At 38.4% G+C, this 19,631-nt stretch carries 18 protein-coding genes, 2 tRNA genes, 2 rRNA genes and 2 riboswitches; of the genes, 3 read left to right on the forward strand and 19 right to left on the reverse strand.

The features are described 5' to 3' along the window. From BK575_RS27695 to groES, 8 genes are all read right to left on the reverse strand, one after another. Positions 1 to 198, reverse strand: a 16S ribosomal RNA gene (locus BK575_RS27695); the annotation flags it as partial. 461 nt (positions 199 to 659) lie between these two features. Next, the gene (locus BK575_RS27700; RefSeq protein WP_078415055.1) at positions 660 to 1,985 is read right to left on the reverse strand and encodes an NCS2 family permease; all 1,326 of its coding nucleotides are present in this window, start codon (positions 1,983 to 1,985) and stop codon (positions 660 to 662) included. A 143-nt stretch (positions 1,986 to 2,128) separates the two neighbouring features. Continuing rightward, a riboswitch (purine riboswitch) is annotated at positions 2,129 to 2,230 on the reverse strand. 98 nt (positions 2,231 to 2,328) lie between these two features. After that, the gene (gene guaA, locus BK575_RS27705) at positions 2,329 to 3,864 is read right to left on the reverse strand and encodes a glutamine-hydrolyzing GMP synthase (protein ID WP_078415056.1); all 1,536 of its coding nucleotides are present in this window, start codon (positions 3,862 to 3,864) and stop codon (positions 2,329 to 2,331) included. Between the two features lie 122 nt (positions 3,865 to 3,986). Then, positions 3,987 to 4,088: riboswitch (purine riboswitch) on the reverse strand. Between the two features lie 44 nt (positions 4,089 to 4,132). Continuing rightward, positions 4,133 to 6,313, reverse strand: coding sequence for a transglutaminase TgpA family protein (locus tag BK575_RS27710; RefSeq protein ID WP_078415057.1), 2,181 nt, complete (start codon positions 6,311 to 6,313; stop codon positions 4,133 to 4,135). A gap of 74 nt (positions 6,314 to 6,387) precedes the next feature. After that, positions 6,388 to 7,590, reverse strand: coding sequence for a DUF58 domain-containing protein (locus BK575_RS27715; protein WP_078415058.1), 1,203 nt, complete (start codon positions 7,588 to 7,590; stop codon positions 6,388 to 6,390). 6 nt (positions 7,591 to 7,596) lie between these two features. Beyond that, on the reverse strand, positions 7,597 to 8,547 hold the full coding sequence (locus BK575_RS27720) for an AAA family ATPase (RefSeq protein ID WP_268877771.1): 951 nt from the start codon (positions 8,545 to 8,547) through the stop codon (positions 7,597 to 7,599). Between the two features lie 132 nt (positions 8,548 to 8,679). Further along, positions 8,680 to 10,311, reverse strand: coding sequence for a chaperonin GroEL (gene groL, locus BK575_RS27725; RefSeq protein WP_078415060.1), 1,632 nt, complete (start codon positions 10,309 to 10,311; stop codon positions 8,680 to 8,682). Between the two features lie 81 nt (positions 10,312 to 10,392). After that, on the reverse strand, positions 10,393 to 10,677 hold the full coding sequence (gene groES, locus BK575_RS27730; protein WP_078415061.1) for a co-chaperone GroES: 285 nt from the start codon (positions 10,675 to 10,677) through the stop codon (positions 10,393 to 10,395). 394 nt (positions 10,678 to 11,071) lie between these two features. On the opposite strand from groES, the gene BK575_RS27735 reads away from it, so the two are divergent. Beyond that, the gene (locus BK575_RS27735; protein WP_078415062.1) at positions 11,072 to 11,797 is read left to right on the forward strand and encodes a CPBP family intramembrane glutamic endopeptidase; all 726 of its coding nucleotides are present in this window, start codon (positions 11,072 to 11,074) and stop codon (positions 11,795 to 11,797) included. Beyond that, a complete protein-coding gene (locus tag BK575_RS27740) occupies positions 11,794 to 12,003 on the forward strand; it encodes a YdiK family protein (RefSeq protein WP_235867524.1) in 210 nt (69 codons plus the stop codon). The genes BK575_RS27735 and BK575_RS27740 overlap by 4 nt, the downstream gene beginning before the upstream one ends. A gap of 98 nt (positions 12,004 to 12,101) precedes the next feature. On the opposite strand, the gene tatC is transcribed toward BK575_RS27740, so the two are convergent. From tatC to moaC, 4 genes are read right to left on the reverse strand one after another with little or no spacing between them, the layout of a single operon-like run. Then, positions 12,102 to 12,845 carry a twin-arginine translocase subunit TatC gene (tatC, locus tag BK575_RS27745; protein WP_078415063.1) on the reverse strand — a complete coding sequence of 248 codons (744 nt, stop codon included), beginning with the start codon at positions 12,843 to 12,845 and terminating at the stop codon, positions 12,102 to 12,104. A gap of 12 nt (positions 12,846 to 12,857) precedes the next feature. Further along, a complete protein-coding gene (locus tag BK575_RS27750) occupies positions 12,858 to 13,031 on the reverse strand; it encodes a twin-arginine translocase TatA/TatE family subunit (protein WP_078415064.1) in 174 nt (57 codons plus the stop codon). A 38-nt stretch (positions 13,032 to 13,069) separates the two neighbouring features. Next, a complete protein-coding gene (locus tag BK575_RS27755; protein ID WP_078415065.1) occupies positions 13,070 to 13,711 on the reverse strand; it encodes a redox-sensing transcriptional repressor Rex in 642 nt (213 codons plus the stop codon). 29 nt (positions 13,712 to 13,740) lie between these two features. Further along, on the reverse strand, positions 13,741 to 14,226 hold the full coding sequence (gene moaC, locus BK575_RS27760) for a cyclic pyranopterin monophosphate synthase MoaC (protein ID WP_078415066.1): 486 nt from the start codon (positions 14,224 to 14,226) through the stop codon (positions 13,741 to 13,743). A 109-nt stretch (positions 14,227 to 14,335) separates the two neighbouring features. Here moaC and BK575_RS27765 point away from each other — a divergent pair, with 109 nt between their 5' ends. Further along, entirely contained in the window at positions 14,336 to 16,285 is a 1,950-nt protein-coding gene (locus BK575_RS27765) for an ABC-F family ATP-binding cassette domain-containing protein (protein ID WP_078415067.1), read from the forward strand. Between the two features lie 125 nt (positions 16,286 to 16,410). Here the strand turns inward: BK575_RS27765 and tsaD are convergent, their stop codons facing one another. From tsaD to rrf, 7 genes are all read right to left on the reverse strand, one after another. Continuing rightward, positions 16,411 to 17,430 carry a tRNA (adenosine(37)-N6)-threonylcarbamoyltransferase complex transferase subunit TsaD gene (gene tsaD / locus BK575_RS27770; protein ID WP_078415068.1) on the reverse strand — a complete coding sequence of 340 codons (1,020 nt, stop codon included), beginning with the start codon at positions 17,428 to 17,430 and terminating at the stop codon, positions 16,411 to 16,413. Next, positions 17,427 to 17,876, reverse strand: a complete 450-nt coding sequence (gene rimI, locus BK575_RS27775; protein WP_078415069.1) for a ribosomal protein S18-alanine N-acetyltransferase — start codon at positions 17,874 to 17,876, stop codon at positions 17,427 to 17,429. Before rimI ends, tsaD begins: the two co-directional genes overlap by 4 nt. A 14-nt stretch (positions 17,877 to 17,890) precedes the next feature. Further along, entirely contained in the window at positions 17,891 to 18,592 is a 702-nt protein-coding gene (tsaB, locus tag BK575_RS27780; protein WP_078415070.1) for a tRNA (adenosine(37)-N6)-threonylcarbamoyltransferase complex dimerization subunit type 1 TsaB, read from the reverse strand. Continuing rightward, positions 18,573 to 19,058 carry a tRNA (adenosine(37)-N6)-threonylcarbamoyltransferase complex ATPase subunit type 1 TsaE gene (gene tsaE, locus BK575_RS27785; protein ID WP_078415071.1) on the reverse strand — a complete coding sequence of 162 codons (486 nt, stop codon included), beginning with the start codon at positions 19,056 to 19,058 and terminating at the stop codon, positions 18,573 to 18,575. Before tsaE ends, tsaB begins: the two co-directional genes overlap by 20 nt. Positions 19,059 to 19,332: 274 nt before the next feature. Next, positions 19,333 to 19,408 (reverse strand) — tRNA-Asp (locus BK575_RS27790). A 10-nt stretch (positions 19,409 to 19,418) separates the two neighbouring features. After that, positions 19,419 to 19,495, reverse strand: a tRNA-Met gene (locus tag BK575_RS27795). Between the two features lie 13 nt (positions 19,496 to 19,508). Then, positions 19,509 to 19,624 (reverse strand): 5S ribosomal RNA (gene rrf, locus BK575_RS27800). Positions 19,625 to 19,631: the final 7 nt, after the last annotated feature.

The raw sequence follows: 19,631 nt of genomic DNA on the forward strand, positions 1-19,631 counted from the left end.
GACCATGTGGTCCTCGGTGTTATCCGGTATTAGCTCCGGTTTCCCGAAGTTATCCCAGTCTTACAGGCAGGTTGCCCACGTGTTACTCACCCGTCCGCCGCTGACTTCAGGGAGCAAGCTCCCTGAAGTCCGCTCGACTTGCATGTATTAGGCACGCCGCCAGCGTTCGTCCTGAGCCAGGATCAAACTCTCCGAAGAAATGTTTGACTTGCTCATAATAAAATAGAATTAACGTTGACGTTTTTTTGTTTTGTTCAGTTTTCAAAGTTCATCGTTGCTGTGAAGCAACTTTCATATGATACCATGCACCTGCGATTGAGTCAACATCTTTTTTTGAACGTTTTTCGAACAATCAAGGTTATTGGCGTCAATGTTTAATAATATATCAGCTTTTAATTTTAAAAGCAATACTTTCTAATGAAATTTTTAAACTTCTTTTCTCTTTTTAAATATACTTCTTCTCGCCCCATTAAGTTATGGATAGTGAAAAAGAAAACTGATGGTACACTTTCCGCGGCAATAGCAAACAGGACACAAAAAAGTCACTTTCCGTCTCACTCTTACTGTAAAACGGAAAGTGACTTTTCTTTTTTATAACTTTAATAATCAATTCAAGTTACTAAGAGGCACACAATGTTAGATTTACTCTCCTCATACCTTTAAGCCGCTAAAAAGACGAAATACAGAATGAAGATTACAAACAAACCATACATAATCGGATGTATTTCTTTAGCTTTCCCTTTAAAAATCATTGTAATGGGATAGAAGACAAAACCAATCGCAATGCCTGTTGCAATACTATAAGTTAGGGGCATCATGACAATTGTCAAAAAAGCTGGTACTGCAATTTCAAAACGTTGCCAGTCAATTTGACTTAAACTTGCCACCATTAGTGCTCCAACGATGATAAGAGCTGGCGCTGTAACCGGAGCCGTAACAACAGATAATAAAGGTGAGAAGAACAGTGCAATCAAGAAAAATCCTGCTGTAACTACAGATGTAAAACCACTTCTTCCACCAGTTGCTACTCCTGCAGTAGATTCTACATAAGAAGTTGTAGTAGAAGTTCCCAAGATAGCTCCTATAACTGTTGCTGTAGAGTCAGCCAATAACGCTTTTCCCGCTCGAGGCAATTTATTATCCTTCATAAGCCCTGCCTGATTAGCTACCGCTACTAACGTCCCAGCTGTATCAAAGAAATCAACGAATAGAAATGTTAAGATAACTACTAACATCTGAAGAGAAAATATATTCCCAAAGTTTTCAATGGCAGCGCCAAATGTCGGCTCTAAACTCGGAACCGGGGCTACAATCGAACTTGGGGGACTAATCAAACCAGTGATCATACCGACAATTGCCGTAATGACCATCCCTATAAATACACCACCATTAATACGTAAAACCATTAAAATAACCGTTACAACAACCCCAAAAATCGCCAATAAAGTATTTCCATTTGTCAAGTCGCCTAATCCTACTAATACTGCATCATTATTAACAATGATTTGAGCATTTTGCAGTCCAATAAACGTAATGAACAAACCAATCCCTGCTCCTACGGCATGTTTCAATTCGGAAGGAATAGCATTAATAACCGTTTCACGAAGACCCGATAAAGAAAGAACAATAAAGACAAGTCCTGACACCATGACGCCAGCTAATGCCGTTTGCCAAGGAATTCCCATTGTTAATACAACTGTAAATGCAAAGAAAGCATTTAATCCCATCCCCGGTGCCAAAGCTACAGGATATTTAGCAACAATCCCCATAATTAATGATCCGACAGCTGCTGCGATTGCTGTTGCCGTAAAAACAGCTCCTTGATCCATTCTCATACTATCCGGTAAATCTGGAATCGTACTTAACGACAGTGTAGCCGGGTTAACGAATAGAATATATGCCATGGCTAAAAAGGTGGTTAATCCGCCAAGAAACTCTCTTTTATAATTGGTGCCCAACTTATCAAACTCAAAATATTTTTTCATCTTCTTCCTCCCCGATGACTACGTTTTTACTTTATCTTTACTTTTCCCTTAATAAGTTCAAAAATAAAAAAGACTCCCATCTGCGTAATGGAAGTCTTGACTTAAGGGACAATGATAAAACCAGCCTAACTGATTACAATAGGCTATGTTTCATCATACCTCGTAGTCAAGCCATTTACGGTAGCTCGGTAGAAACTCTTGGGCCATATCCCCAACATTATACGATGTATTTATTATATTTATATTCATTTTCAATACGATTGTATCACCGCTTTTAGACCTAGTCAACACAAAAAAACGAACATTCATATAAGAATGTTCGTTTTTTGTTCGTGTTTATCAATTATTCCCATTCAATTGTTGCAGGCGGTTTACTTGTAATATCATAAACCACTCGGTTAATATGGTTTACCTCGTTTACAATACGAGTTGAGATGACTTCGAGTACTTCCCATGGAATGCGCGCCCAGTCTGATGTCATTCCATCAATAGAGGTAACTGCACGAATACCGATTGTGTAATCATACGTACGTGCATCTCCCATTACTCCTACGCTTCTGATATCAGGTAAAACAGTGAAATATTGCCAAATATCACGTTCTAATCCTGCTTTCTTAATTTCTTCACGTAAAATGGCATCGGATTCACGAACAATCTCTAATTTTTCTTCTGATACTTCTCCTAAAACGCGAATACCAAGCCCTGGTCCTGGGAACGGCTGGCGCCATACAATCTCGTCCGGCAAGCCTAACTCTTTTCCAAGAGCACGCACTTCATCCTTAAATAAAGTGTTTAATGGCTCAATAAGCTTAAACTGCATATCTTCAGGCAGTCCACCTACGTTATGATGAGATTTAATGGTTTGAGCTGTTGCCGTACCGCTTTCAATGATATCTGTATAGAGTGTCCCTTGTGCTAAAAACTCGATTCCTTGCTCATGGAACTTTGTTGCTTCCTCATCAAATGCATAAATAAATTCGTTACCGATGATTTTACGTTTTTGCTCCGGATCGGAAACACCTTTTAGCTTTCCTAAGAAACGTTCTCTAGCATCAATTTTAATCACATTCATATTGAAGCCCTCAGAGAAGGTTTCCATTACACTATCAGCTTCACCTTTGCGAAGTAGGCCATGATCCACAAACATACATATCAATTGATCTCCAACTGCCTTATGGATTAAAGCTGCTACAACAGAAGAGTCTACACCGCCGCTAAGTGCACATAATACTTTTTTGTCACCTACTGTTTCACGGATTTTCTTCATTTCCATTTCAATAAAGTTTTCCATAGACCAATCCGCTTTACTTTGACAAATTTCAAACACAAAGTTTTTCAGGATATCGTTACCGTATACAGAATGGCGAACCTCTGGGTGGAACTGTACACCATACATCTGTTTCTCTTTATTACTCATTGCCGCAATTGGACAAGATGAACTTGTTGCATCAACCTCAAAACCTTCTGGTGTCTCCACGACTAAATCACCGTGACTCATCCACACCACTTGTTCTTTCGGAAGATTGTGGTAGATCTTCGAATCATTTTGCACAGCAATGGATGCCTTCCCATATTCGCGGTGGTTTGCCGCTTCTACCTTCCCGCCTAAATGATGAGTCATTAATTGCATACCATAACATATACCAAGAATTGGAATATTAAGATTAAAAATATCTGGATCACATGTAAATGCTTGTTCTCCGTAAACACTATTTGGACCACCTGAGAAAATAACCCCTTTTGCATTCATCGCTTTAATCTCAGCTGCTGTAATCGTATGAGGATGCAATTCACTATATACACCAAATTCACGAATACGACGAGTAATTAACTGGTTATATTGACTTCCAAAATCTAATACAACAATCATGCCTTCCATTCTGTTCACCTCTTCATCAACTTTGCATACTAAAAGTATTATGCCCCAAAAATAAAAAAAACTAGAATTCGCCCTATAGTTATAAAGGCAGAATTCTAGTTGTGTACACTTCGATACAAACAAATAGAACAAACTGCCTTCATAGTCAGGAAATTTGCGGTAACCCGGTAGAGACTCTCGAACCATATTATCGAGGATATACGAAGGATTCATAATAAAAAAACCATTTATTTTAACCCCATTATTCTATCAATCTGTTATTTGAAGGTCAAGAACTTGTCTTTTTGATTAAATTTTCCCACAATTCTACAGACTCATTCCACTCATTACCCGCATCATCCTTGCGGTACAGTATTCGTTCATACCTTTCTGTCAATGCCCGCATTTCCCAGGACTCAAAATTATGATCGACGTACTTTGCATACTGGCTTAATGTTTGTCCATCTTCTCTCTTTATCCCTTGCTTTTCTAGCTGCTTCAACAACCTCAAGTAAGCATCTTCAAATGCACTTTCATCTCTTCTTCTTTTATATAGAATAATTAAAACACGGTAAAACCATTTGTTTTTTGTAAAATATACAAAAGCAAATGCCCCTAACAAAACGACTCCGGATACAATGACGTTCCTCCATGGAAATGGTGTTTCGCCCTTTTTCTTCATGTTTACCTGTGTTTTTAATTCCTCTTTTTTCTCTTCCTTCTCTTTCGGAATGGGTGTTTGATTTTGTTCGTTGAGGCTGGAAGAAGACGAAGAAAGGGATGAACTGTCATAAGTAAAATTATATGGGTTGCTAAAGCTTTTCGTCGGTTCAAATGGTACCCATCCTATATTAGGAAAATATACTTCCACCCAGGAATGGGCATCGTTTTGAGTGATTTCATATCTTGTATATTCAGCATCTATCGGCTCAACAGCCTTTCCATATGTATAGCCTTTTACCCATCTAGACGGTATGTTAAGTGTTCGAAGCATGACTACCATGGAAGTAGAGAAGTTATCGCAGTATCCCCTTTTTGTTTCAAACAAGAACTGATCTACATAATCTTCACCATTGCCTGGAACAGCTACATTTTGCGTATCATATATATATGGATTGACTTCAAAATAACGTTCAATCGCTTTTACCTGTTCATAGCGATTAGATGCCTCCTTGGTAATGTCTCTCGCCAGATTTCCAATGCGTGCAGGCAGAGAGGATGGCAATTGTGTATATCTCTGCTTAAATTGTTCATCATCTTGTACTGAACCGCTTAGAGATTCTTGTAATTTCTCCACTTGAAATGTTGGGTACATATAGGTTAGTTGATAACCGGATATTTCTTCTATTCCTTCTCCTCGGTACGGATAAAGCTTTTCGGTTAACGGGTTCACCTTTAGAGTCACTTCTTCGTTTAGCTTTATAGATGTCACAGATAATGGATACATCAGATGAATGGACGGTTCTACAAACTGAATGTTTGAATGCACCGAAGTCGCGGCAACACTGTCAGTATAATGAAATAAATTGAATCGGCCCTGATCAATGAAGACGGCATTAATCCTTTCAGAAACCTCCCATCCCTTTCCTGAATAGAAATCTTTCGTCTCAATGCGCCAATAATGCTTTTTAGGTGAATCTGCATAAAAGACAATCGTCTCATCCCCTATAAACGGCCCTCCTAATTGCGAGTCATTAATCCCATACCCTACCTTTTGAATGTGAGAGGAACCTTCTTTTCCTGCGGCGCTGTTAGCATACCTCTTTAGGAATGGAACGGGATCTGGCCATTGAGGTCCTATTTTCGGAAGGAAATAAGCAGCTGTGGCGACTACTAGGACTGCTGATACAAGGATCGAAGCCCATTTTTTAGGTACTAAACGTTTTTCTGAAGGAAACTCCTTCACCCTCATTCTTTCCATTGCAAGCATACTAATAAAAAGGAATCCGACAACGATAGTGCGTATAATAGCATTTGAAGCATCGTAAGGCGAAAAAGTATCGACCAACGTAATATAAAGAAGGGTAATAAAAAAGAACAAGAAAATTCTTTTTTGTATAAACACCCAATAATAGACTAAATAGCATAATAGCCATAAAAGAATAAAAAATAATACACTCCTGAACTCTGAAGATAGCCCGTAAATATCCATTGTCCAAAATAGTCTAATATCTTTTACCATCTTCCCAAGAAAATCCGCGACCCATCTCCTGCTAAGAAATGGTGTATCCATATATAAAAAATGAATGGAAGAAAAAATATAAATCCATTTCAACAACATACTGGCAATCACATTCATCTTTAATGCATAGTTACATAAACTCAATGCAACAAAAAAGATGAAAACACTAATTTTTTCTGTATCGGTAATATATTTTAAAGGATTCAGCCATTCATATAAAAGGAGGAACGAGGCGCCATAAAAAAACAACATGAATGGTTGTTCTCGAATATAATTTATCAGCTTCATTGTTTGTCCCCTCCATTCATTCTCAATCTAGAGGGTACGATACCCTTACTTGAAAGGAATTGAAGAAGTTTAGATTAGTGTATCGTATCGAAGAGTTCACTTTCCGTTATTATCTTGACCTGAATCTGCTTTGAATTTAACAATTTAACAAACATCCGTTCCTTCTCATTAAGTGATTGTTGACGTTGTATTACCATTACGATAAATACATGACAGCCTCGCTCAATCATGGCTTCCACGGTGAACATAAAAGGTTTGTTCATCTCCGTCACGATTAAAAGGGCACTCCCTTCCAGCGGCCATTTTGACCATTCCTGATGGAGCATCTCTGGGAAGCGACTAATAGCCTCTCCTTGCATGATAGTCAAATGATAAAGAACTTCGCGAAGGTGGGATAGAGGGTTTTGCAACGGCTGAATATATATTTTTTCCCCTAATGAAATAAACTGAATTTCCCGCTCCGCCTTTACATAACCAGATAAGATAGAAGCTGCAAAGGTAATACGTGATTCAAGGCCGTATCTAGTACTTGCATCCATCACCACAGTCAAACGGTTTGTTGTTTGTTGTTCAAATTCTTTTGAGACAAGTGCATTTTTCCTTGCTGATGCTTTCCAATCAATCCACGAAAAACGGTCTCCCGCTTGATACTCTCGTATGCCAGAGACAATTCCTCCTCCATGATGAAGCACAGAGCCGGAAGCTTGCTCACCTTGTTCATATTCCGTAAAAAGGGCTGGTAATTCAACTTCGGTTACTTTTGGATAAACTAGGTAAATTTCTTCTTTTTGATTATAGGCTTCTTTCGTAACTAATCCAAAGAAGTCTCCTGTTTTAAGACGAACTCCTTTAAATAAGTGTTCTCCTCTCGGGAGCGCGAACAAAGAATATTGAATTTGGATCTTTTTGCGAAAGAATGGAAATACCATAATTTTAGAGGTAGTTTTACCATAATGATTTTCTAAATGAAGCGGTAATTCATCTTGGATAATCATATAAAGCAATGGAAAATAACCTTTACGTGTAATCGTAATCGTCGCAGTAAATTCATCTCCTTTTTGATATACACGTTTATTTAGTTTCCGGTTCACTTCTAAACGATGCAGCGGGTATACCATAACAGCCACTGAATAAAATCCGAACGGAGCAAAGCTGTAAAATAGAAACCAGCTCACAAATCCCCCTTGAAACATGGCATACACAAACGTTAATGTGAAGAAAAACAAAATCATTATAATAGGAGCAATTTGAATCATTATTCGCTTCAATTGAGCCATGATATCCTACCTTTTAATTGGAACATATACTTTTTGAACAATTTGACGAATAACGTCTTCAACTGTATGTCCTCCAAATTTCGCTTCTGATTTTAAAACAAGACGATGCGGCAAAATATGAGGAGCCAACTTTTGAACATCATCCGGCAGACAATAATCTCTTCCACTCAGTAACGCAAGCGCTTGTACTCCCTTCATTAAAGCGATAGACCCACGGGGGCTGACCCCTAATTGCACAAGATCATTTCCTCTAGTTTGATGTACAATTTGCACGATGTAACGCTTAATAGTATCATCTACATAAATTTGTTTCGCTCTTTTTTGAATTTCCAGCAGTTCTTCCATCGTCATAACTGATTCCAGCTTTTCGAGAGGATCCTCTATATCTAAACGGTTCAAAATTTCAATTTCTTCGTTCATTGACGGGTATCCCATATTTAACTTCATTAAAAATCGGTCCAACTGTGCTTCAGGCAACGTATATGTTCCTTCAAATTCAACTGGATTTTGTGTAGCCATAACAAAAAACGGCACAGGCAGTTTCCTTGTCACACCATCTACCGTTACTTTTCCTTCTTCCATTCCTTCTAATAATGCTGATTGCGTCTTAGGAGAAGTACGATTAATTTCATCCCCCAGTACAATATGACTCATAATAGGTCCAGGACGATATTCAAATTCTGCTTCTTTTGGATTATATATAGATACTCCCACTATATCGGAAGGAAGTAAATCAGGAGTAAATTGAATCCGTTTAAAGTCGGCATTGATTGATTTGGCCAATGCTTTAACCATCATCGTTTTTCCGACACCCGGAACATCTTCTAACAATATATGCCCCTCTGCAATTAAAGCAACGAGACTTAATACAGCCGTTTCTTGCTTTCCTACCATAACTTGCTCAATATTTTCAATTACCTTATGCAGCTTTTCCTGTATGGACGCTAAATTTTGCAATGAAGTGCCCCCCTCTAGGTTGAATATAGTTTCATCCTTACTCATTTCTTCACCCTCATCGTCATTTCCTGTTTTCCAAACAAAAAAGGCTCATGCTCCTTAGAGCATAAGCCTTTTTCAAGAGGGGGATGATTACATCATGCCGCCCATTCCACCCATTCCGCCCATATCAGGCATTGCCATACCTTTGTTTTCTTCTGGCTTGTCAGCAACAACTGCTTCAGTTGTTAAGAACATAGCCGCTACAGATGCAGCATTTTGAAGTGCAGAACGAGTTACTTTAGTTGGATCCACGATACCAGCTTCAATCATGTTTACCCACTCGCCAGTTGCAGCATTGAAACCTGTACCTACCTCTACACCTTTTAAGCGCTCAACGATAACAGAACCTTCTAAACCAGCATTGTGAGCGATTTGACGAACCGGCTCTTCCATTGCACGTAATACAATATTTACGCCTGTTGCTTCGTCGCCTTCTGCTTGGATTTCTGCTACTTTATTGTAGATGTTTACTAACGCTGTACCACCACCGGCTACAATACCTTCTTCAACTGCAGCACGAGTAGAGTTTAATGCGTCTTCAATACGCAATTTGCGCTCTTTTAATTCTGTTTCAGTGGCAGCACCCACTTTGATAACCGCTACACCGCCAGCTAATTTCGCTAAACGCTCTTGTAATTTTTCTTTATCGAACTCTGAAGTTGTTTCTTCGAGTTGAGCTTTGATTTGGTTTACGCGAGCTTCGATATCAGCAGTGTCACCAGCACCGTTTACAACTGTTGTATTTTCTTTTGTTACAACAATTTTTGCTGCACGGCCTAATTGACCAATGTTTGCTGATTTAAGGTCTAAACCAAGCTCTTCAGTGATTACTTCACCGCCTGTTAAAATTGCAATGTCTTGAAGCATCGCTTTACGACGATCACCAAAGCCAGGAGCTTTAACCGCTACAGCTGTGAATGTACCGCGAAGTTTATTCACTACTAAAGTAGCTAATGCTTCACCTTCTACATCTTCCGCAATTAACAATAAAGGCTTGCCTTGTTGTACTACTTGCTCTAATACTGGTAAGATTTCTTGAATGCTTGAAATCTTTTTGTCAGTGATTAAGACATATGGATTCTCAAGAACAGCTTCCATTTTATCAGAGTCTGTTACCATGTATGGAGAAGCGTAACCGCGGTCAAATTGCATACCTTCTACCACTTCTAATTCCGTTGTGAACCCTTTAGATTCTTCAAGTGTAATAACTCCGTCGTTACCTACACGTTCCATTGCTTCTGCAATTAATTGACCTACTTCCTCGTCAGCAGCAGAGATAGCTGCAACTTGAGCGATAGAAGCTTTGCCTTCGATTGGTTTAGAAATAGTCTTTAACTCTTCTACTGCTACAGTTACTGCTTTTTCCATCCCTTTACGAACACCCATTGGGTTAGCGCCGGCTGTTACGTTTTTAAGACCTTCGCGAATCATAGCTTGTGCTAAAACGGTTGCAGTCGTTGTACCGTCACCAGCAACATCATTTGTTTTGCTTGCAACTTCTGCTACTAATTTTGCACCCATATTTTCAAATGCATCTTCTAATTCGATTTCTTTTGCGATTGTTACACCATCATTAGTAATTAACGGAGAACCGAACTTTTTCTCTAAAACTACGTTGCGCCCTTTTGGTCCAAGGGTCACTTTTACTGCATTTGCTAATTGATCTACACCGCGAAGCATCGCACGACGAGCTTCTTCGCTAAACATAATCTCTTTTGCCATGTTTCTAGACCTCCTCAGAAATAATGATATATTTTAAAGTTTGTATGATATTTTTATGGTTCAATAAGTAGAAACGTAAAATTAGCCAATAACAGCTAAAATATCGTTTTCACGTAAAATCAAATATTCTTTTCCTTCGAATTTCACTTCAGTACCAGCGTATTTTGAGAAGATAATGCGATCACCTTCAGCAACTTCAAGAGCAACGCGCTCACCGCTGTCTAATACACGACCAGTTCCCGCTGCTATTACTTTACCTTCTTGAGGCTTTTCTTTCGCAGTATCCGGTAATACAATACCGCTTGCAGTTTTTTCTTCAGATTGTACAAGCTCAATTACTACGCGATCACCTAATGGCTTTAACAAGTGAAACAACCTCCTCAAATATATAAATCTTATTAGTTTTATTATTAGCACTCATCATCTTTGAGTGCTAACACAATTATTATATTAAATAAACTGCCTTTTTTTTGCAAGTAAAATTATTAAAAAATTTGAATTACAGTTCATGTACTGGAAAAGCCGATGATTAATCACTCTTCACTTAAAATCTAATTACCTAATTTCATGCTCATTTCCAACATCATTTTTTGTAAACTATACTATCCATAGTCATTGTTTCTCTCTTAATAAATTCTAAACCCTTCTCACTAAAAATTAAGTAACAAACACTTAACACATGAACCCATATATTATTTATTGTACTATGATACAATACAATGTAGTGCACATGAATGACCGCTGAAAAGGAGTAAGGAGATTGAAAAAACAATATTGGCTTATCATTTTGACATATGTCGTCATGCAGCTTTCCGGAGTAATAGGAGTAGATTTACTTCTTTCTCTTGGTGTCGCATCAGGTGAACCCGTTATAGTAGCAAGGCACTTAGCCGCAAGCTACTGGACCATTATTAGCTTTACGGTCGCTCTTATCATCGTTCTTCTTTTATTAAAAACAGATATGAGTATGCGCCAAGATGCCTCGCTGTCTAAGACACTTTTTTGGTCCGTTTTCGGTGTATTTTTGGCTTTAGCCGCTCAATCTATTGCAGCCATGATAGAGATGAATTTACTAGGTATTGAACCAGGTTCACAAAACACCGAATTCATCGTGAACTTAGTAAAAATGACACCTTGGCTGATTGTCGTTACATCAGTGATTGGACCCATTCTGGAAGAAATTATTTTCCGTAAGATTATTTTTGGTACACTTGTTCCTAAGCTTGGCTTTTTCTTATCGGCAATTATAAGTGCAATCGTGTTTGCCGTTGTTCACTTGGATTTTAGCCACCTCTTAATTTATACGGCAATGGGATTAGTTTTTGCCTATCTATATTCAAAAACAAAGCAAATCCTTGTTCCTATTGTTGCCCATGTCATGATGAATACGATTGTCGTACTCGGTCAAACCATCTTTGCTGAACGTCTAGAAGATATGCAGCGTCAAGCAGAGCAAATGCAGTTTATTTTCGGAGGCTTTTTATGATGAGAACTCCCCCGCTTTTTATGGGATTGATTTATACTTTAATGGGGACATTATTTACTTACCTTGCAATTGGGAGCGCTGAAAAAGGAATTTTAGATTTTGCCACGATTATTTTAATGGCTGTGGCCACCTTTGATTTTGGAGTAGCCCTTCGTATATTTATCCTTCATTACAAGATTAAAAAAATTCAAAAACAACAAAAGTAAGCAAAATTTAAAAGGACCCTTCACTAAAATTGAGATTTTAGTGAAGGGTCCTTTTCATTACGATATTTTTAACGCCTGCAAGCGCTGGTCTCCCTTTATTATTCTGCCTGCACAGCTTGCTCTGCTTTCAATACTTTTCTGTAAGCAGATTTTGAAATAATGATACTTACTTCATAAAGAAGAAGCAATGGCACTGTCACCATCATATGTGAAATAATATCAGGAGGTGTAATGAAAGCTGCTATGACCAGTAAAACAAAATAGGCATACCTTCTTACCTCCGATAAAAACATTGGTGTCACAATACCTAGCCTTGTTAAAAACATAATGATAACAGGCAGCTGAAACAAGAGGCCGAATGGTAATGTTAATTTCAGCAAAAATTGAAAGTATTCATTAATACCAATTACTTGTTGGATATTTAAATCGTTAGCTAATCCCGTCATGAAATGAACCACAAATGGAAACAGCACAAAGTAGGCGAACGAAATGCCGCCTAAGAATAAAAAAAGTGAAACAGGTATATAACTCAAGGTCACTTTCCGCTCTTTTTCATACAGGCCTGGACTGATAAAAGCCCATAGTTGATAAAGAGCTACAGGTGAAGATAAAATGCAGCCAATACTGAACGCAAACTGCATATAAATTTTGATGGGATCTGTCAATCGAAAAGCATTCATCGTCAGCTCTTTTGCTTCATCTGCCTGTTGCAAATACAGGATAATCGGTTTCACTAAAAAGAAGGCCCCAATTGTCGCTGCCAAAAAGAAGACAATCGTAATGATAATCCGTTTTCGCAACTCCCCTATGTGATCATAAACAGACATTTCTTGTTCGGTCATAAATTTCATTCCCTACTTTTCGTTACGCTTGTTATCATCATCGTCATCTGCTAATCCTTTGGTCGCATCCTTAAATTCTTTTAATGTATGGCCAGCTGCTTTTCCAAGCTCCGGTAATTTCTTCGGTCCAAAAATGAGCAAAGCAACGAGGGCAATCAATAAAAAGCTACCAAATCCAAGCCCCATGGGAACTCTCCTCTCATCTTTATTTATCCTTGGCCCTTTTATGGCTCTTGCGGATAATTTTTTAGGAAATAAATAAGCGATTGAAGTTCAACCGCCAAATCAATGTGATGAATACGAATATGATCAGGTACATTGATTCGCGCAGGAGTGAAGTTTAAAATTCCTTTAATCCCGCTTTTTACTAAACGATCTGTAATTTGTTGTGCAACGCTGGCTGGAACAGTTAAAATGGCGACTGAAATTTCACCTGTGATTTTATCTTCTAAATCATCCAGATGATAGATTGGAACCTCTCGGACATTTGTTCCTACCTTTGCTTTTTCTACGTCAAAAGCAAATTCAATTTTCGTGTTATTATTTTTGATGAAATTATAATTTAAAAAAGCTGTTCCAAGATTTCCCACTCCAATTAAAGCTACTTTTGTCACTTCATCCTGATCCAATGTTTTCCTAAAAAAGGATAACAAATAATTAACGTTATATCCATAACCTTTTTTCCCTAGTGCTCCAAAATAGGAAAAATCTCTGCGAATCGTTGCCGAGTCTACTTTAACAGCTTCGCTTAATTCAGCTGAAGATACACGCTGCTTCCCTGAAGAATGTAAATTTTTTAAAAAACGATAATAAAGAGGCAATCGCTTCGCAGTTGCTTGTGGTATTTTCAGTTGCTCCGTATTCATTATCCACCCCCACAATCCAAAAGCTTATATTATAAGTTCTCTCTTTTAAAATCGCCGCTTTTTCCGCCAGTCTTTTCTATTAAATAGGTTGGTCCAATCACCATGGATTTATCAATAGCTTTGCACATATCGTAAATGGTCAGCGCACATATAGAAGCAGCCGTTAAAGCTTCCATTTCCACACCTGTACTTCCTTTAGTTTTGGCCTCTACTTTAATATTCAATAAATAATTTGTTTCTTTTTGATTCCACGAAAAAGAAATGTCCACTCCCTTCAGGGTAATAGGGTGGCACATAGGAATTACATCAGCTGTCTTTTTTGCTCCCATAATTCCAGCTATTTGTGAAACCGCTAACACATCTCCTTTTCCAATCTCATGGCTTATAATCTTTTGGTAGACTTCTTCGCCTACTTCCACACTGGAAACTGCCACTGCAGTACGAACCGTTTCTTGTTTTTCTGAGATATCGACCATTTTGGCTCGACCCTGGTCGTTAAAATGAGTGAAACTCACATCTTCTCCTCCTTTAATTACGACTATACACTATTTTAACAAAATTGGATAGTTGCCCACCATTCATACATTACGATACACTAAACCTATACTAATAGAGGTGAAACATATGATTCTTTTACAATTAAACAACATTGCCAAATATTTTGGAGCTGAACCAATTTTAACGAATATAAAAATGGAAGTACAATCAAAAGATAGAATTGGGCTCGTGGGACGTAATGGTGCGGGTAAGTCTACACTACTAAAGATTATTGCAGGACTCCATTCTTATGATCAAGGAGAACTGATTAAACCAAAAGGTGTTACTATCGATTATATGGGACAAAGTACCATTTTGGAATCCGAACTATCCATTTGGGATGAAATGATGACAGTCTTCCAACCTTTAAAACATTTAGAACAGCAATTAAGAGAGTTGGAACAAAAAATGGGCGACCCTCATCTATTTAATAACCAAGAACAATACGAAAAACTTCTCCGAGAATATGATCAATTGCAAATAAAGTTTAAAGACCAAGGCGGTTATCAATACGAAGCGGATACGCGCTCCATTTTACATGGTTTTCGTTTTGCTGATTATGATTATAACACATCCATTTCTACCTTAAGCGGGGGTCAAAAAACAAGACTAGCGCTTGCCAAACTTTTATTGACTAAGCCAGACTTGCTCATTCTAGATGAGCCTACTAACCATCTAGACATTGAAACGTTATCCTGGCTGGAACAATTTTTGCAAAACTATTCAGGAGCCATCTTAATCGTCTCCCACGACCGTTATTTCTTAGATAAAGTTGTCACACAAATCTATGAAGTATCCAGAACAACTGTAACAAAATATATAGGTAATTACTCGAACTACTTAACTCAAAAAGCAGAGCAATATGAACGCGATTTGAAACAATATGAGAAACAACAAGATGAAATTTCCAAATTAAACGACTTCATTCAACGCAATATTGCCAGAGCTTCGACAACCAAACGAGCACAAAGCCGAAGAAAACAGCTTGACCGAATAGAACTGCTCTCCAAGCCTGCTGGTGACGAGAAGTCTGCTTCTTTCCTCTTTGATATCGAACGACAAAGCGGAAATGACGTGTTAAAACTCGAAGATATAGCTGTCGCGTACACCGAAGAAGCCTCTCCTGTTATACAAGGGATTAGCCTTCGTGTTACACGCGGTGAAAGTATCGCGTTGGTTGGGCCGAATGGAATTGGAAAATCGACTTTGCTCAAAGCAGTGACAGACCAGCTCCCTCTGCGTGCAGGCAAGATTTATTTTGGCTCCAACGTCACTGTTGGATACTACGATCAAGAACAAGCCAACTTAATATCTAACAAAACAGTACTGCAAGAGCTGTGGGATGACTACCCAACCAAAACGGAAAAAGAAATTCGTACAACACTGGGTAACTTCTTATTTTCAGGAGAAGATGTGCTCAAAACGGTTTCTACTTTAAGCGGCGGTGAAAAAGCACGTCTTGCCCTGGCTAAACTGATGATGCAAAAAGCGAATTTTTTAATTTTGGACGAGCCTACTAACCACCTTGATTTAGACAGTAAACAAGTATTAGAAAATGCCTTGATTGACTATCCGGGAACCCTGTTATTTGTCTCTCACGACCGTTATTTTATCAATCGTATTACGACAAAAATTATTGAGCTCTCAACGGAGCGGGCCGAGGAATATTTAGGCGATTATGATTATTATGTCCAAAAAAAGGCGGAACTCTTAGAACTCCAACAGCTGGAAGAACAAGAAATGCAGTCAGGAAATAAACATAAAAAAGAAACGGTTCCCGAGAAAAATTCCTATACTCAAGATAAGGAAGCAAAAAAACTGGCTCGACAGAGGAAGCGCCGAATTGAAGAAATTGAAGCCCAGATTCAAGAATTAGAAGCGAGCATCACTGAAAGCGAAGAAAAATTATGTAATCCAATCATTTATCAAAACCACGAGGAAGTTCAAAAAATTAATAATGAAAAAGATGCATATGAGCAATTACTAGCCGAACTGATGGAAGAATGGGAAGAGCTTCAGCTGCTTCTTGAAGAATAAAAAACTGCCCCCATTGTTAGACACTACTAATAATGGGGGCAGTTTTTTGTAGGGTTCTTTTATTCAGGTCTTATCCACACGCTCTGACTATTTTATCGCTTTACCCACAACATTTGTGGACAATGTTAACATTCCAAATCCAATCCCGGATTTGCATTCAACGCCATTGTAGATAATCTGCCTTTTTCTAATTGTATACTTCCTGCTGCTCCAATCATCGCTGCATTATCTGTACATAGAGACAAAGGAGGAATAATGAGCTGAACGTTTTCTAATGCAGAAAATGCTTTTTCTAGTTCAGTTCTTAAGCCTTTGTTAGCAGCTACACCTCCAGCCAGTAACACTTGCTTCACGTTATATTCTTCTGCCGCGCGAATCGTCTTGGTAACAAGTACATCAATTACACTTTGTTGAAAACTCGCCGCCATGTCCTGTGGATTAATTTCCTCACCTTTTTGCTTTGCATTATGAATCGTGTTAATAACAGCAGATTTAAGTCCACTAAAACTAAAATCATAAGAGCCCTCTTCCAACCATGCTCTCGGTAAAGAATAGGAAGGGGAACCTTCATGGGCTAAACGATCAATATGAGGACCTCCGGGATATGGGAGATTTAATGTTCTAGCCACTTTATCATAGGCTTCACCTGCCGCATCATCTCTTGTTTCTCCAATTACTTGAAATGTTCCATGCTCAGGCATATACACCAGTTCAGTATGCCCGCCAGAAACTACCAAAGATAACAGAGGGAATTCCATTTCCTTTACTAAACGATTTGCATAAATATGGCCAGCAATATGGTGTACACCTACAACTGGTTTTCCATGAGCAAATGCTAATGCTTTTGCCGCATTCACCCCAATTAATAAAGCTCCTACCAAACCTGGGCCTTCTGTAACGGCTACAGCATCCACTTCGTTAAATGTTATTTTTGCTTGCCTTAACGCTTCTTCAACTACAAGGGTTATTTGTTCCACGTGATGACGAGAAGCAATCTCAGGAACAACCCCCCCAAATCTTTTATGACTTTCAATTTGAGAAGATACAACATTTGATTCAATTTCTACACCATTTTGGATAACTGCTGCAGCTGTTTCATCACAGCTCGTTTCAATTGCTAAAATTAACTGCCTTTTATCATTCATAATTTCACCCACATTACTAAAGCATCTTCTTGATTATCGGAATAATAGTTTTTTCGAATTCCGCCATTTTTAAATCCAAATTTACGGTAAAGAGATTGGGCTACATGGTTAGACACCCTTACTTCAAGAGTCATAGTAAGAGCTCCTAATTCTTTAGCCTCTATCATTGCTTTTCTCAGCAATCCTGTTCCCAATCCTTTCCCTCGATATTCTGGTAATAAAGCGATATTAGTGACATGTGCTTCATCTAAGACAATCCATAGTCCACAGTAACCGATAATACTTTCTTCCTCTTCCATCACCAAATAGCGAGCATATTGATTATGAGTCAGTTCGTTGTAAAAGGCTTCTCGGCTCCAAGGGATCGTGAACGATAATCTTTCAATTAGTAGAATTTGATCAATATCTTTCATTTCCATGAAACGAAAAGTAACCAGTGACTTCATTTTTGTGTTTCTCCTTAATTTTTAGGTTTTTGAGCCGCTAACCAATTTGCTTCAGCCTCAGCAATGCGAATATAATTAGGGACAAAAGTATGGACATCTTTTACAGGTTGCTTATTCATTCCAATAAAACCCAATTCGCTTGGCCGAGGATTTAATTGAGTGATGGATGAGAAAATAGCACAGCTCCCTAATCCCTCAGACAATAGTTCTTGATGGAGGTGAACATCGTTTCCAATAAATAAAATCGGTTTTTCATACTCTTTGAGTTGGTTTACCCACTCATCATTTATCACAAGTCGATCTTGTATAATATTCTTTAATTTACCGTTTTGGTATTCATAAAGCCCTGTATAGATTTGTCCCCGACGTGCATCAAAAAGGGGACTAATGTATCCATTAAAATAACGTCCATTTACTGCCAGCGCTTCTAAACTAGAAACACCTACCAAGGGGATATTCAATGTCCAGGCCAATGTTTTGGCAATGGTCACACCGATTCTTACCCCTGTGTATGAGCCTGGTCCTTGTGCTACTACAATTCGTTCGAGCTGCAGCGGCTGAATACCGCACTCTTTCATTAAAGATTGAATAGCTGGCATCACTCGTATGGAGTGATTTTTCTTAATGTTTGTTACTATTTCTCCAATAACCTCTTGATCGTCTAAAATGGCGACTCCCATCACAAAATTTGAAGTATCAATTGCCAGAGTTTTCATTTTTTAAAAGCTCCTTACAAAGATCAATATAGTGTTGGCCACGGGCTTTTAATTCCAAACGCCTTGCCGCTTCTTCCTCATGATATAAATTGATTTGCAATAATTGAACAGGTAATTGTTCTTGAATGAGGTGTGCCCATTCCACCACAGTCACACCATCCCCCTCAAAGTATTCATCAAAACCTAAATCTTCAAAGCTATCATCCAAACGATAGACATCCATATGATATAAAGGTAAACGCCCACCCTTATATTCTTTTATAATTGTAAAGGTAGGGCTATTGACGTTCCTTGTAATGCCGAGCCCTTTAGCCAAACCTTTTGTAAAAGTAGTTTTACCTGCTCCCAAATCTCCTTCTAATAATAAAACATCTCTTGGATGCAGTAAACGAGCAAGTTTTGATGCAATGGCCATCGTTTCTTCTGGAGAATATGTAAACAGTATGAATGATTCTTTTTTCACCATATAACATGCCTCTTTTCAAGCTTCTTTTGTCTATTATCATTTTACTTTATTGTAAGCTCTCTTTTATCATCATATCCAATAAAGTAAATCTTCACTCGACAGAAGAAAGTACACTTTTAGATTTTTAAGATAAAAGAAATTTTGCATATAGAATATATAAAAAAGTCCCTAGGATAAATAATCCTAAGGATGCAGAACGGTTTAAAATGATTTAACGAAATAATTATCAAATAAAAAAACGAAACATGTTGTTTCGTTATTACTGTATTTAATATGGCGGTCCCGACGGGACTCGAACCCGCGATCTCCTGCGTGACAGGCAGGCATGTTAACCACTACACCACGGGACCACCTTATAATTGGTTGCGGGGACAGGATTTGAACCTGCGACCTTCGGGTTATGAGCCCGACGAGCTACCAGACTGCTCCACCCCGCGATAATAAATAAAAGCCTGGCAACGTCCTACTCTCACAGGGGGAAACCCCCAACTACCATCGGCGCTGAAGAGCTTAACTTCCGTGTTCGGCATGGGAACGGGTGTGACCTCTTCGCCATCATCACCAGACAATATG

It is taken from the genome of Priestia abyssalis, from assembly GCF_002019595.1.
GTDB lineage: Bacteria > Bacillota > Bacilli > Bacillales > Bacillaceae_H > Bacillus_BA > Bacillus_BA abyssalis.

What these genes read in the sequence shown, in the direction of transcription:
- BK575_RS27700 (WP_078415055.1), bottom strand. Translation starts at nt 1,985, where the DNA reads ATGAAAAAATATTTTGAGTTTGATAAGTTGGGCACCAATTATAAAAGA.
- guaA (WP_078415056.1), bottom strand. Translation starts at nt 3,864, where the DNA reads ATGGAAGGCATGATTGTTGTATTAGATTTTGGAAGTCAATATAACCAG.
- BK575_RS27710 (WP_078415057.1), bottom strand. Translation starts at nt 6,313, where the DNA reads ATGAAGCTGATAAATTATATTCGAGAACAACCATTCATGTTGTTTTTT.
- BK575_RS27715 (WP_078415058.1), bottom strand. Translation starts at nt 7,590, where the DNA reads ATGGCTCAATTGAAGCGAATAATGATTCAAATTGCTCCTATTATAATG.
- groL (WP_078415060.1), bottom strand. Translation starts at nt 10,311, where the DNA reads ATGGCAAAAGAGATTATGTTTAGCGAAGAAGCTCGTCGTGCGATGCTT.
- BK575_RS27740 (WP_235867524.1), top strand. Translation starts at nt 11,794, where the DNA reads ATGATGAGAACTCCCCCGCTTTTTATGGGATTGATTTATACTTTAATG.
- tatC (WP_078415063.1), bottom strand. Translation starts at nt 12,845, where the DNA reads ATGACCGAACAAGAAATGTCTGTTTATGATCACATAGGGGAGTTGCGA.
- BK575_RS27750 (WP_078415064.1), bottom strand. Translation starts at nt 13,031, where the DNA reads ATGGGGCTTGGATTTGGTAGCTTTTTATTGATTGCCCTCGTTGCTTTG.
- BK575_RS27755 (WP_078415065.1), bottom strand. Translation starts at nt 13,711, where the DNA reads ATGAATACGGAGCAACTGAAAATACCACAAGCAACTGCGAAGCGATTG.
- BK575_RS27765 (WP_078415067.1), top strand. Translation starts at nt 14,336, where the DNA reads ATGATTCTTTTACAATTAAACAACATTGCCAAATATTTTGGAGCTGAA.
- tsaD (WP_078415068.1), bottom strand. Translation starts at nt 17,430, where the DNA reads ATGAATGATAAAAGGCAGTTAATTTTAGCAATTGAAACGAGCTGTGAT.
- rimI (WP_078415069.1), bottom strand. Translation starts at nt 17,876, where the DNA reads ATGAAGTCACTGGTTACTTTTCGTTTCATGGAAATGAAAGATATTGAT.
- tsaB (WP_078415070.1), bottom strand. Translation starts at nt 18,592, where the DNA reads ATGAAAACTCTGGCAATTGATACTTCAAATTTTGTGATGGGAGTCGCC.
- tsaE (WP_078415071.1), bottom strand. Translation starts at nt 19,058, where the DNA reads ATGGTGAAAAAAGAATCATTCATACTGTTTACATATTCTCCAGAAGAA.